The sequence below is a fragment of the Cytobacillus sp. EB106-05-05-XG126 genome (assembly GCF_058791715.1).
In genome coordinates this window covers 572,840-585,707 of the sequence record NZ_JBYTDU010000001.1, presented here as the reverse complement: position 1 = coordinate 585,707, position 12,868 = coordinate 572,840, and the positions used below count along the sequence as shown (strand labels likewise).

The window sequence follows — 12,868 nt, the reverse complement described above, 5'->3', positions numbered from 1 at the left end:
ATTCCCATTTATCTAGTAAAAAGGATTATATTCCTTTGAAACTGGGTTTCACCTTATTTCCAAACGACTGTACACCTTCATTAAAATCTTCAGTAGATCGCAGCATTCCATATGCAAATCCTTCAATCTCCATCCCTACACTTAAAGGCGCATCCTGGGAACTATTTATGACCTTTTTTAACACTTTTAATGTCATTGGTGATAGTCTGACAAGATCTTTAACCAATTTATTTACCTCTACTTCTAAATTCTCCTGACTTGTCACAGTTGTTAACAAGCCCCATTGATGTGCTTCGTGTGCTGGTATCCGTCTTCCCCTCATGATCATATCCTTTGCACGGCCGACTCCGGCAATTTTTGCAATCCGCTGTGACCCGCCGCTGCCAGGAATCATGCCAAGATTGATCTCGGGTAATGCCAACTGCGTGGTTTCTGATGCCACTCGAAAATCACATGCCATTGCGATTTCAAGACCTACCCCAAATGTATACCCCTGCAATTGGGCAATAACTGGTTTGGGAGAACGCTCTGGCGCAGCAACATTTACATGCAATTCTGAAAGTACAGATGGATGCTGCTCCATGAATTCTGCAATATTCCCGCCCGAACTGAAGGCTTTTTCACCCGCTCCCTTTATCACAATCACCCTTACATCCTCATCATTATTTAATTCAGTGAAAATTTGATTAAGATGTGAGCGTGCAATAAAACTTAGCGTGTTCATTTTTTCTGGCCGATCTAATGTAATAGTGGCTGTCTTTGCTTCAATGTTCTTGTCTACTAAAATATGATCCCATTGATAAGTACCTTTGTTATTAATTGTTGTCATTACCCTACACTCTCCTCTTTTTGTATTATGGATGAATAATTTTCTTTTAATTTTCTCCTTAATATCTTCCCGACAGGGCTTTTAGGTATCTCTTTTATAAAACAGTAATCCCTGGGCCGCTTAAAGTTTGCCAGGCTGCCAGATTCCCTGCAATAGTTATCCAGCTCTGCAGTTGAAATAGTTGGGCTTTTACTGACTATAAATGCGACAACCTTCTCTCCAAAACGCTCATCAGGTAAACCGACAACTGCAGCCTCTAATACTTCCGGATGTGAAGACAATACATCTTCAACCTCAAGAGGGTGAATGTTTTCTCCACCAGAAATGATCATGTCATCCACGCGGCCAACAACATAAAGATCGCCATCTTCATCCAGAACACCCATATCTCCTGTGAAATACCAGCCGTTTCTGATCGATTTGATGTTTGCATCAGGTCGTTTCCAATAGCCCTTAAATGCTTCTAATGAGTCAATATTTACAATAATTTCTCCTGGAGTTCCATGCGGTACAATATCAGCAGGTCCTGAACTTCCTTCAGGGTCAGGTTCAACTATTTTTAGCTGCTGATGGAAACCTGCTTTGCCCGCACAGCCTGGCTTTTTATCTAAATAGTTGCAAATGCTGAAAGTATATACCTCTGTACTGCCATAGTGATTTACGAAAACATCAGGCTTTAATTTCCTAAAGCAGTCTTCTGTTAACTCCGTTGTCATGGATGCTCCAGCGTATCCTATTTTCCGAACATTCCGTAAATTATACCTATTAAAATCTTTATGATTTAACAGATCATGAATAATGGTAGGAACTAAATAAACGCAGCTAATCTTTTCATCTTCCATTACTTTTAACATTTTCATTGTATTATTATCAGGAATCATGACCATTTTCCCATTGATAAATGCCATGGATAATAGCGAGCGCATCCCCATCGTGTGATAGAGCGGCATGACACCCAGAGTGCTTTCATGGAGTACATATTGGTTTTGAATAATGTGTGCGATAGCCGCGCTATATTCATTCTTGTGGCTTCTGGGAACACCCTTTGGTTTCCCTGTAGTTCCTGAAGTGTATAACATTAAGCAAATATCATCCATGTCGATATTGGGGTGATGAAACGTCTCTTGGTTATGATTTAATAGCTCTTTATAGGTAATTTCTGCACCTTCCGCACCTAAAACGCTTATAAAAAGAGGCTTACTTGCATATGATGCGTTTAATGCAGCATCCTGGCTGCTTGGTTCAAAAATAACCGCTTTCGCATCAGCATTATTTACACAAAATGCCACTTCATCTGTTGAAAGACGAAAATTTATTGGTGTAAAAATGGCACCGATTTTTTGAACAGCCCAATAAATAGCGACCATCTCCAAGCGGTTCTTAAGAATAATAACAACACGATCTCCTTTTTCGATCCCCAGCTTCTGCAATGAATATGCAAGTTTATTAATTTCTAATTGAAATTCCTTAAAGGATAACCGTCTATCATCCTGAACGATGGCTGTTTTATCAGGAAATCGATTCACTGCGAAATCAAACAGCTTTCCAAGATCCACTAATTGTCACCTTCTTTACATTTATTTGTCCCACATGCTCTTTCAATAGCTTCAATAATTCCTGTGTACCCAGTACAGCGGCAAAGATGGCCGGATAACATCTCTTTAATCTCTTGTTTTGTGGGTTCTTCGCCACTATTCAGCATTTCTAATGAGGACATTAAAATCCCCGGTGTACAAAAGCCGCATTGAAGTCCATGGAACTCCGTAAATGTCTGCTGCAAAACATGCTGTTCTCCATTCTCTGTTAAACCCTCGATTGTTTGTATATATGATCCATTTGCCTGAACTGCAAACATTAAACAGCTTCGTACGGCTGCACCATTATAAAGCACCGTGCAGGAACCGCAAACACCATGTTCACAGCCAACATGTGTACCTGTAAGACCCAGATCTTCTCTTATAAAATCACTTAATAGTTTTCTAGGCTCAGCTTCTGCTTCCACCTCCCTTCCATTAATTGATAAAGAAACGTTCATTTTCTGTTCAATGGAGAGATTCGACATGTTACACCCCCTTTCCTAAAGCTCGGTTAAATGCTTTTATCAATGCTTTTCTTGTTAGAACTTTAGCCATATGGACTCTATACTCTTTTGAAGCATGTAAATCCCCATCAGGATCAGCATCCTTCACAGCCAGCTCTACGGCTTTTTCAAGTGTATCCTCTGTTAGACTTTTTCCAGCCAAATATTCCATTGCTTCTTCTGCTAAAAGGGGAATTGCATCCACCCCTCCTAAGACAAGTCTCACTTTATCTATTTTTCCAATTTCATCAACTGATAGAATGCAAGCAACAGCTGCTAAGGCAAAGTCACCATGTCTCCTGCTAAATTCCTCAAAGGCATACCCATTATGTTCAGATAAGGGAACATGAATTTCAGTTAATATTTCCTCCGGCATCACCTCTGTTGTTAAATAGGTAATAAAAAAATCATTTATACTTATTTTCCTAGTCCCATCTATACTTTGGATAACGATTTCAGCATCCAGTGCTAAAAAGCAAAGGGGCAGCTCTGCGCTTGGATCTGCATGGGCAACACTTCCTCCAACAGTTCCTCTATTTCTCGTTTGGACATGACCAATATATGGAGTGGCTTCCGAGAGTATAGGAACATTGATTTTAACGGCATCTGACTGTTCAAGTTCCCTTTGCTTTGTAAGAGCACCAATTTTCAGTACCCCTTCTTCTACCCTGACTCCGTTTAACTCATTGATTTGGTTAATGTCAATGAGACACTCCGGTTCGGACATCCTCATATTTAAGATGGGAATAAAACTTTGCCCGCCAGCAATGATTTTCCCTGTATCTCCATATTCCTCTAATAGTTTCACTGCTTCCTCTATAGTTGAAGGACTGCAGTAAGTAAAGGTTGCTGGTTTCATACAAGCGTCCTCCTTCCTAGTCAGCAATATTTACTTTATCCAGCTCTCTTTTAATCTTTTTAAAAAAGTCTTTAATAATCAGTTTAGCTACTCCACCTAACATACGCTGGCCAATTGAAGCGACTTTTCCACCTACAGCAGCCTCATAAGTGTACCTAAGCTCTGTATTTTCATCGTCCACCGAAACCAAATGAATGGCTGCTTCGGCATCTACAAACCCTGGTGCCCCTTCACCATGAACAATTAACTTATAGGAATGAGGGGGCTCCAGGTCCGTAAGACGAATGGTTGCATCATATTTCCCTTTAACTGCAGCAACCCCAACAGATAAGTCCGCCACATACACATTGGTTTCTTGTCTATATAGTTCTTTGCATCCCATAATGCAGTTTTTTAATACTTCCGGATCTAATAAACTCGAGAATACTTTATCTAGATTTCCGTTAAGCTGAATATTTCCTTCACCATTCATGACAATTCCTCCTTAAGTTAGATTTGTATCGTTTTCTTATTATTAATTTTTGACCAAATCCGATCTGGAGATAAAGGAAGTTGATCAATTGATATATTAAATGGTTTTAACGCATCTGTAACCGCATTTGCGATGACAACCGGAGCACTCATTGTATTTCCTTCTCCTAACCCTTTAGCTCCAAGAGGGGTTAGGGGGGAAGGTGTTTCAATATGCTTTATGGTCACATTTGGGATTTCTGTAGCCGTAGGACATAAGTAGTCCATAAAACTTCCAGTCAGGAACTGCCCCCTTTCGTCATAGGCAAGTTCTTCATAAAGTGCGGCTCCTAGTCCATGAGCTAGACCACCCATTATTTGACCTTCCACAATATTTGGATTTAATAGTTTCCCAGCGTCATGGATCGTGGTATAGTCAAGAATCTTCACTTCACCGGTATCAATGTCCACTTCCACTTGAACAGCGTCAAAAACAAATCCATAGGTGACGGATCCATTAACAAGATCCAATTCATTTGGGGACTCCGCTGCAGATAATGTATAAAATGCAGATTCATGGATACCTGGTTCAATACCAGAGGGAAGGCCTTGCGGATTCCAATGTGCCAAACCTACTAATCTCTTAATGGAGATACTCTTAGAAGGATTTTTTTCTGCAAATACCTTCCCTTCTGCCATGACCAATTCGTCCACTGTTGTATCTAATTGGCTTTTGGCGATTTCTAACAGTTTCAATCTTACTTTTTGCGCTGCTTGATAAACGGCACTTGACCCGATAGGGGCAAACCTGCTGGAGTAACTACCTGATGCTACTGACCATGGGCTTGTTAACGTATCCAATTCAGCAATAACCCGGATAGAAGCAGGATCAACACCTAGAACGTCGGCAACGATTTGGGAAGTAACTGTTTCATGGCCTTGCCCAGTTGGTACCGTACTGATCCGGACTGTGATTCCACCCATTGGATCTATCGATACTGTTGCGCCTTCAGAACAGCCTGATTTCGGCAATGATTTTGCTCTCTCTTCCGGCGTCAAAGCAATGGTCACATAACCCATATTCGAACCGGATGGCTCAACGATGCAAGCAAACCCTAACCCCAGATATTTCCCTTGTTTCCAGGCTGCTTTTTGTTTCTCTTTAAAGCTATCGTAATCAATCGATTCAAGCGCAAGGTGCAATGCCTTATGATAATCCCCGCTATCGTATATCCCGCCTGAAGCTGTATGATAGGGAAATTCTTCTTTCGTAATTAAATTTTTCTTTATGACTTCAATCACATCCAGATCCAATTCAGCTGAAATGATTTGCATCATTCTTTCCAGCGGAAAATAGTGCTGGGGACCGCCATAGCCTCTTATGAGCCCTGTTGGACTTTTATTCGTAACGACTGCAATCGCTTCCATTTTAACGTTTTGAATTCGATAGGCTCCAGTTGAATTTGAGTGTGTTCTATATAAACAAGCAGGTTCGGGTGCACGTATATATCCGCCAACACTATCCGCATATTTCATTTTCAAACCAAGAATGGTTCCATCTTTTTTTACCGCTGCATCAATCCACGTTACACGATCTGTACCACTGGAACTCGCCATGAGGTGTTCTTGTCTGTCTTCCGTCCATTTAATGGGTACATCCAATATTCTTGACACTACACCCATTAAGACCATGTATGGAAATACACCTGATTTGATCCCGTAGCTTCCGCCAATATCCTTTGGCGTAATAATCCTCAGTCTGTTGCTCGGCACCTTTAGTGCAGCAGTCATGACGGAATGAAGTGTGAAAGGTCCATGAAAGTTTGACCAAATGGTATACGCACCTTCACTTTTTGTATAATTCGCGATTACTCCGTAATTTTCCACAGGAGTTGCACTAACCTTTGGAAAAGTGAACTTTTTACTTATTATATAATCGGCACTTTTAAATGAATTCTCGACATTGCCGTATTGGAATACACGATGATTAACTATATTCGTACCCGCTTCTTCATGAAGAACGGCTGACTCAGACGAAAGAGCATCTTCAATTTGGACCACAGGATTCAGCGGTTCGTAATCGACTTTTATCTTTGCGAGAGCATCTTCTGCAATATAACGATCTTTAGCCACAACAACTGCAACAGCCTCTCCCACAAACCGGACCTTTTCTACTGCAATGGGGTAGTATTTTATTGGTGCCTTTACGCCGACTGGAAAAGGATTGGTTAAAGCTTTTACATGTTCTCCAACAACTACTCCGATTACACCTGGTGTTTTTGCCGCTTCTTCTAAAAAAATCGCTTTAATACGGGCATGTGCATGGGGGCTTCTAAGAATCGCAGCATAGTGGATATTTGGCAATGGCGAAAGATCATCAATAAATGTTCCTTCTCCGGACACTAACCTGGCATCCTCTATTCGTTTCACAGGCTTACCTACATAGGTCAATTTCATTCCTCCTTTTTAATAGTCTCCTATAATCTTCAATAGTATCGATGTCCTCCGGAGCTTCTTCATCCTCATAATAAATGTGCGCCTTTTCTTTATTAGCACTAATAAGTATTTTTGCTCCTTGATCTCCCTTTAGGTTCAAGAGTTCATTGAAATACAATTGGCCAAATAAAATGGGGTGCCTTATTTTTCCTCTATATGAAGTTATAATTAAGGGATTTTTTGATATGAGATACTCTGTAATTACTTCGTTCATTACTTCTACTTTTATTTCGGGCTGATCAGCTAGTGTTATCAACAAAGCTTCACACGCAGGAGACAAGCTTTCAATTGCTGCAGCTAGGGAACTGCTAATTCCAAGTTTCGGACAAGGATTCCATACAATGGATACTTGCAAATCACGGATTTCATTTTCCAATTCAGGAAAATCCCTATTCAATACAACCATCGTTTTACTGGCCATGTTAGCCGAAATCTTTTTGACGGTATATCTAAGGATTGTTGTTTCTTCTTCAAGCTTTTTAAGTAACTTATGAGTTCCTTTCATCCTGGTAGAATGACCAGCTGCTAAGACAATGTTCCAGATTTCCATCTTCATCTATTGAACCAATTCTTTTAATCTTTCATTTGAAGCGGGATTTGAAGGATGAATTGAATCCTTTTTCCACTTAAGCGATTGGCTGCTCGTTTTATTTTTGTGGCCCATAATTTCTGCTGCAATACTCAGTGCTATTTCCTCAGGTGTCTCAGAGCCTATATCAAGACCTATAGGTGAATAAATCTTTTCAGCAGCTTTTGCAGGTATCATGAACCCTTGTGCTTGAAGATCCTTTTTAAGATTATTGAACCTTCTCTTCGGACCTAATAGGCCTATATAGCTAAGATTAAGCTGGAGCAATCCCTTCAAATACACAAGGTCTTGTTCATAGTGGTGAGTCATGATGATTGCATAAGAATTTTCACTCGCATTTAAATCTTCCGGAAACTCTCCCTGCGGCACTAAGTTCAATTCATCTGCGTAAGGAAAGTTATCCTTATTTAAATATCCTGGACGATGATCCACTATTGTTATTCTCCAATGTAAAAACTTTAATTGATCTATTAACGATGATGCATCTGGTCCTGCTCCAAAAATGATGATATGAGGCGTAGGTTTAACCGTTTCCAAAAATAAAGTTACGGTTTCCTTTTTTCCATCCATATCAATTGAATAATTTTCTAAAATCCCGCTTGACATAATCTTAAATAAGGGCAACTCAATATTTTCTAGAATAGTTCCTGGAAGAAGCGCATTATGATTACTTGATTTAATGACTGTACAGACTGGATATGGTTCCTTACTTAGAGATTGCTGTTTTAATACTTTGAATTGCTTTACAGCTGATTCTCTATTATTTACAGGATCTATAAGCGAAAGCAAAACTGTTATGACGCCATTACACCCAACACCTAACCCCCATGGCACATTATGATCATTTCTTAGGTCATAAATAATCTGTTTTGGTTCACCTGTCTCAAATACATCCCTTGCATGTTCAAGCAAGTCTTGCTCAATGCACCCACCGCTAAGTACACCATAAGCAGTTCCATCTGAGAAAATGAGGCTTTTTGCCCCAACTTGGCGATAGGAAGAACCCTTTTTATCAATGATAGTTGCTAGGATTGCTTTTTCATTATTTCGAATGCATCTCTTAAGTTCATTTATAATCAAAGCTCCTTCGCTCCTTTGAATGTGTTAATTGAATTATATGAACATTCGTAATTTTGAGGTTTTAATATATTTGCAAATGATCTTTTAAAATATTATTAAAAAAGGATAAATCCCGAAATGGGACTTATCCTTATATTAATTATCCTTTATTTAATTTATAAAAAGACTTCTATATTCAGATGGTGTACAGCGTTCGCTTTTTTTAAAGGTCGTTGCAAAATACCCAGAACTAGTAAAGCCTATTTGATGGGCGATTACCTCAATAGGTAAAGAGGTCATTTTGAGCAATGACTTCGATTGCTCTATTCTATATGCAGTTAAATACTCGATAAAGGTTACACCCATTTCTTCCTTGAATAAACGGCTAAAATGGGAAGGGCTTAAATAGACTGAATCCGCAACCTGATTTAGTGTAATAGGGTTTTTAAAATGACTCTGAATATATTGAATAGATGATTCAATTGGATGGGCAAGATCGACATTTGCGGTATCTTTCCGCTTTCCTGTAAAACGGTTTGTCTCCGTCGATAGACTATGGACAATTATTCGCTCAAAAGCCTGTTTGATTTCACTTCTTGACACCGGTTTTAGCAAAAATGCTGAAAACCCTAGATTAATAGCACTTTGGACATATTCAAATATTTTTAGCTGAGTATAGATTATTACAGAAATTTCCGGATCCCACCGCTTTGCTTCTTTTCCCAGTTCGAAACCATTGTTGCCCGGCAAGGAGATCTCAACTATAAGGATGGAAGGCTTTAGCTGTTTAAGCATTAACAGTCCTTTTTCATATGTTTCTGCTTCATGTACAGAAAAATAATGATATTCACTGGAAGTTATAAACTCACGAAGGACATAACGGCTTTCATATTCATCATCTACAATTAGCATATTGGGCATTTCAAGCCTCCTGCCTATTCATGTTTAAAATATTGCTTTTATGATAAAAATTTGAAAGTCCCATCTATCATTAATAACTTGATTTAATTTTTTTACGCATTATTTTTCCTACAGCCGTTTTTGGAAAAGATGCTTGAAAGATATATTTTCTTGGCCGTTTATAGTTTGATAATTTAGGGTGTCTTTTGCAAAATAAATCCAATTCATTAACGGTCAAAGATGGATCACTTGGAACGATATATGCAACCACCACTTGTCCCCAGCGTTCATCATCTTCCCCAACCACAACAGCTTCCTGAACCTTCTCATGTTCTAATAGTACAGATTCGACCTCTATAGGATATATATTATCTCCAGCGTGAAGAATCATTTCATCTAGGCGTCCTATCACAAACATATCTCCATCTTCATCTTTGTATCCTAAATCCCCTGTATAAAACCAATTTTGAATCACACTTCTTTTCGTATGATCCGGTTTATTCCAATACCCTTTAAACGATTCAGGGGAGCCGATATGAACAATAATTTCACCTATTTCTCCATCCTTAACGGTGTCAGCAGGTGTCTTGGAACGGCTGATATCAGGTTCTATAATCCTTAAATTTTGATGGATGCCTGGCTTCCCAACACATCCAGGCTTTTCCGAGATATGATCACAATAGGAATAGGTGTAAATTTCTGTACTGCCATAGTGGTTAATAAAATACTTGGGACGGAAAACTTCCATACATAAGCCAATTAATTTGCTTGTCATAGGAGCTCCTGCATACACAATAGTACGCAATTCATTAAAATTCGATTTATTCGCTTCAGGCAATGTTGCCATATCATGATACATATTAGGGAGCAGATATAGACTATTTATGTTTTCTTGTTCTATTAATTGAATAGCCTCATAAGAGTCGAAATCCCGAAGAATGATGAAGGTACCATTTAACAGCACCATACTAAGCAGGGAGCGCAATCCCATTGTGTGATACAGGGGTACTACCCCTAATGTGGAATCATGCCACTCATAATGACATTGGAAGATATGGGCAAAAGCAGCTGCATATTCATTTTGATGTGAACGTGGAACACCCTTTGGATTACCTGTTGTACCAGAGGTATATAAGATGACGGCTAAATCATTTTCATTGATTTGATTGGGATTAAAGTCGTAAGATTCTTGTTTTTTTAGTTCTTCATAATTAATATCCCCGCCATTTCCATCTATATTTATAAATACTGGCCTTTCCATGAACCTTTTTTTGTTAATTAAATACTCAGTCGAAACATCGTAGATAACAAATTTCGACTCTAAATCACTTAAACAATAATGAACGATCTCTTGGGATTGTCTAACATTTATTCCTGCAAATATAGCACCAAGTTTTTGAATGGCCCAGAATATAACCACTGTTTCAAAACGGTTTTTCAAAAGCACAGCTATTCGGTCATATTTATTAACACCGAGTCTATGTAAGGAAGAGGCTACACTGTTAACCTCTAAACCCAGCTGCCGGTATGTATACCTTCTATCCCCGTCTATAATGGCAACCTTTTGAGGATGTCTTTCAATAGAATATTCAAATACTGTTCGAAGATCCAAAGAGATTCCTCCTTTAAAGTGCTTAACTACATAAAAATTCGCTAAAATGTGGGGAAACCCTTCTGACAAAGCGATATAGAAATATAAACGAGCTATAAAAGAAGCAATTATTGTCTAAACAATTCTTCCACAACTTATACTATTAATAGATTTAGTGACACTATTTGCAGCTTGAATATTCTATAAGAAGAACTAATGAAGACAGAGATAAATATTTAAATCAATAGGTTAGTACGAAAAGATGGATTATCGAGGGTGTTCATAATCATCACTGGGCAGGCAAAAGTTATAAGAAATGCTAAACTTAATTATATTTTTTGATATACCGTATTCTATACGGATATTTCACGATTATTAAAAGGTACGTGCGACAACTTTTAGGAGTAGAATCAGGTAATTATGAAAAAGCTATTCAACTCAAAGCTGCCGCAAACCGAAATCCGTTTGAAAAGACTTTGTATCAGCGTCATATTATTGAGTCATGGTATGTATATAACCATCATTCTTCAATACAAAGAGCACCTATCCAAGTTAGAGTCAGAGATAGATGCCCTCGCAAAAGAAGTTGAAGAATATAATATTATCAAATCTATCTCAGGTATCTGAGAAAAGATCTCTGAAACGATCATTTCAGAAATTGGGGAAATAGAGTAAGTTTACAGCCACCCAAAACCGAATCACGAAAAGAAGATCTAGCAGGCTTTGTCACGCCTAATATATTGCAGTTCGTTGTGCGATTCGTGACTGTCGTAAGAGCAAAACAAGCGATGAGATTATTCCTCGAAATAAGAAATTACGAGAGTTCTATGATAAAAAAAGTGAAGAAGGAAAACCTTTTAAAGTAGCTGTTATTGCTTGTGTAAATAAGCTCTTACACTGGATATTTGCCATTTTAAAAACAAAACAACTTTCCAAGATATAGCTTGGAACCAAAATAAAAGAAAATAGTACAAAACCTACCAAAAATATATAATTATCAATGCAGATGGCGTTTACTTCAGTTTTCGAGAAGAAGTATTTATATCCAGAGGACGCTTCATAAATAGAAACGATGCCAAATCAAATCTGATCATAGATAAATAGCGTGCTGCATTGCGCGCTATTCTTTATCGTTTTCAACACCTAAAGATTATAAAAACTAATTCTAAACAAGCACTTGTCTTTAGTTTCCAAATAGATCATATATTGACTTCATCAAGACTCAATCTCGAATTGCCAATTGTTCCTCCCTCCTAAATAGTCAAGACGATTTTTTTACTCACCCTTTAGTGAATAAAAAAAATCCACATCAAAAGGGAACTTTGATTATCGGTTGCACCTACAAGCGTAATTCAAAAATAAGCGTTAATCCTTCTAGGATCAACGCCATTTTTAATTTATTAATTTGCAGCCAATCTTGCCTTCTGTATGTTCAATATCGTTATTTGATCTCGTTCAAATGTTCTTCCAGACGATTCCAAGTATCTGTTATACCCTGCAGCATACCCATTTCCATTACGGACTGGAGCGCCTCTGCAGATACATATTCTCCACGGTTAATTAATTGGGTTTTTCCGTCCACATCTACAAATTCCAGAGTCACTTCAGTAGAGGGCATATCCTCATTAATAGTCCCTTCAGCATCGGAAAAATAGTCAGTATAGCTGATGCTCACCGGCTCGCTAATCTCCTTGTATATCCCCTTGCCCCAGGATTCCATGCCATAGAATTGGCCCTGATTCCGGTCAACACATTTCATGCAATAATGCCATACTCCACCAGGTCTGAAGTCAACGCTGCAAACCGGGAGCTCCCAGCCTCTCGGACCCCACCAATGTTTCAAGTGTTCCGGCTCTTTAAACATTTTAAAGACAAGCTCTCGCGGTGCATCGAATACGCGTTCCAATACCAGCACCCGTTCATCTTCAACTCTTGAAAGCATTGCATTATTTGCCATTATTACTCCTCCATTAGAAGCTGTATTTGAAAAACCGTCTGCAACTCTAGAGACAGAC

At 38.7% G+C, this 12,868-nt stretch carries 11 protein-coding genes and 1 pseudogene; 1 reads left to right on the top strand and 11 read right to left on the bottom strand.

The window, feature by feature from the left end; translation table 11 throughout:
* Window positions 1-25: 25 nt before the first annotated feature.
* The 10 genes from AC3WTL_RS02875 to AC3WTL_RS02830 form a co-directional block, all read right to left on the bottom strand.
* Window positions 26-829, bottom strand: coding sequence for an enoyl-CoA hydratase/isomerase family protein (locus AC3WTL_RS02875; RefSeq protein WP_048008582.1), 804 nt, complete (start codon window positions 827-829; stop codon window positions 26-28).
* Window positions 829-2,385 carry a class I adenylate-forming enzyme family protein gene (locus tag AC3WTL_RS02870; protein WP_163140473.1) on the bottom strand — a complete coding sequence of 519 codons (1,557 nt, stop codon included), beginning with the start codon at window positions 2,383-2,385 and terminating at the stop codon, window positions 829-831. Before AC3WTL_RS02870 ends, AC3WTL_RS02875 begins: the two co-directional genes overlap by 1 nt.
* Window positions 2,385-2,891, bottom strand: coding sequence for a (2Fe-2S)-binding protein (locus AC3WTL_RS02865; RefSeq protein WP_248347737.1), 507 nt, complete (start codon window positions 2,889-2,891; stop codon window positions 2,385-2,387). Before AC3WTL_RS02865 ends, AC3WTL_RS02870 begins: the two co-directional genes overlap by 1 nt.
* A gap of 1 nt (window position 2,892) precedes the next feature.
* Window positions 2,893-3,768, bottom strand: coding sequence for an FAD binding domain-containing protein (locus AC3WTL_RS02860; protein WP_248347738.1), 876 nt, complete (start codon window positions 3,766-3,768; stop codon window positions 2,893-2,895).
* A gap of 16 nt (window positions 3,769-3,784) precedes the next feature.
* The gene (locus AC3WTL_RS02855) at window positions 3,785-4,240 is read right to left on the bottom strand and encodes an SRPBCC family protein (protein WP_048008578.1); all 456 of its coding nucleotides are present in this window, start codon (window positions 4,238-4,240) and stop codon (window positions 3,785-3,787) included.
* 17 nt (window positions 4,241-4,257) lie between these two features.
* On the bottom strand, window positions 4,258-6,669 hold the full coding sequence (locus AC3WTL_RS02850; protein ID WP_492368971.1) for a xanthine dehydrogenase family protein molybdopterin-binding subunit: 2,412 nt from the start codon (window positions 6,667-6,669) through the stop codon (window positions 4,258-4,260).
* A complete protein-coding gene (locus AC3WTL_RS02845) occupies window positions 6,653-7,270 on the bottom strand; it encodes a nucleotidyltransferase family protein (RefSeq protein ID WP_492368970.1) in 618 nt (205 codons plus the stop codon). The genes AC3WTL_RS02850 and AC3WTL_RS02845 overlap by 17 nt, the downstream gene beginning before the upstream one ends.
* Complete coding sequence (locus tag AC3WTL_RS02840) at window positions 7,271-8,383, bottom strand: XdhC family protein (RefSeq protein ID WP_492368969.1); 1,113 nt, start codon at window positions 8,381-8,383, stop codon at window positions 7,271-7,273. It lies immediately after the preceding gene.
* 150 nt (window positions 8,384-8,533) lie between these two features.
* Window positions 8,534-9,283: a response regulator transcription factor gene (locus AC3WTL_RS02835; protein WP_197249625.1), complete on the bottom strand. Its 750-nt coding sequence runs from the start codon at window positions 9,281-9,283 to the stop codon at window positions 8,534-8,536.
* A gap of 70 nt (window positions 9,284-9,353) precedes the next feature.
* On the bottom strand, window positions 9,354-10,874 hold the full coding sequence (locus AC3WTL_RS02830) for a class I adenylate-forming enzyme family protein (protein WP_248347744.1): 1,521 nt from the start codon (window positions 10,872-10,874) through the stop codon (window positions 9,354-9,356).
* A gap of 401 nt (window positions 10,875-11,275) precedes the next feature.
* Here AC3WTL_RS02830 and AC3WTL_RS02825 point away from each other — a divergent pair.
* Window positions 11,276-11,822 (top strand): annotated as a pseudogene (locus tag AC3WTL_RS02825) (transposase); the annotation flags it as partial.
* A 472-nt stretch (window positions 11,823-12,294) separates the two neighbouring features.
* Here AC3WTL_RS02825 and AC3WTL_RS02820 read toward each other — a convergent pair.
* Window positions 12,295-12,810: an SRPBCC family protein gene (locus AC3WTL_RS02820; RefSeq protein ID WP_248347745.1), complete on the bottom strand. Its 516-nt coding sequence runs from the start codon at window positions 12,808-12,810 to the stop codon at window positions 12,295-12,297.
* Window positions 12,811-12,868: the final 58 nt, after the last annotated feature.

Coding starts and splice junctions, on each gene's coding strand:
- AC3WTL_RS02835 (WP_197249625.1), bottom strand. CDS start 9,283: ATGCCCAATATGCTAATTGTAGATGATGAATATGAAAGCCGTTATGTC.
- AC3WTL_RS02860 (WP_248347738.1), bottom strand. CDS start 3,768: ATGAAACCAGCAACCTTTACTTACTGCAGTCCTTCAACTATAGAGGAA.
- AC3WTL_RS02865 (WP_248347737.1), bottom strand. CDS start 2,891: ATGTCGAATCTCTCCATTGAACAGAAAATGAACGTTTCTTTATCAATT.
- AC3WTL_RS02820 (WP_248347745.1), bottom strand. CDS start 12,810: ATGGCAAATAATGCAATGCTTTCAAGAGTTGAAGATGAACGGGTGCTG.
- AC3WTL_RS02855 (WP_048008578.1), bottom strand. CDS start 4,240: ATGAATGGTGAAGGAAATATTCAGCTTAACGGAAATCTAGATAAAGTA.
- AC3WTL_RS02875 (WP_048008582.1), bottom strand. CDS start 829: ATGACAACAATTAATAACAAAGGTACTTATCAATGGGATCATATTTTA.
- AC3WTL_RS02845 (WP_492368970.1), bottom strand. CDS start 7,270: ATGAAGATGGAAATCTGGAACATTGTCTTAGCAGCTGGTCATTCTACC.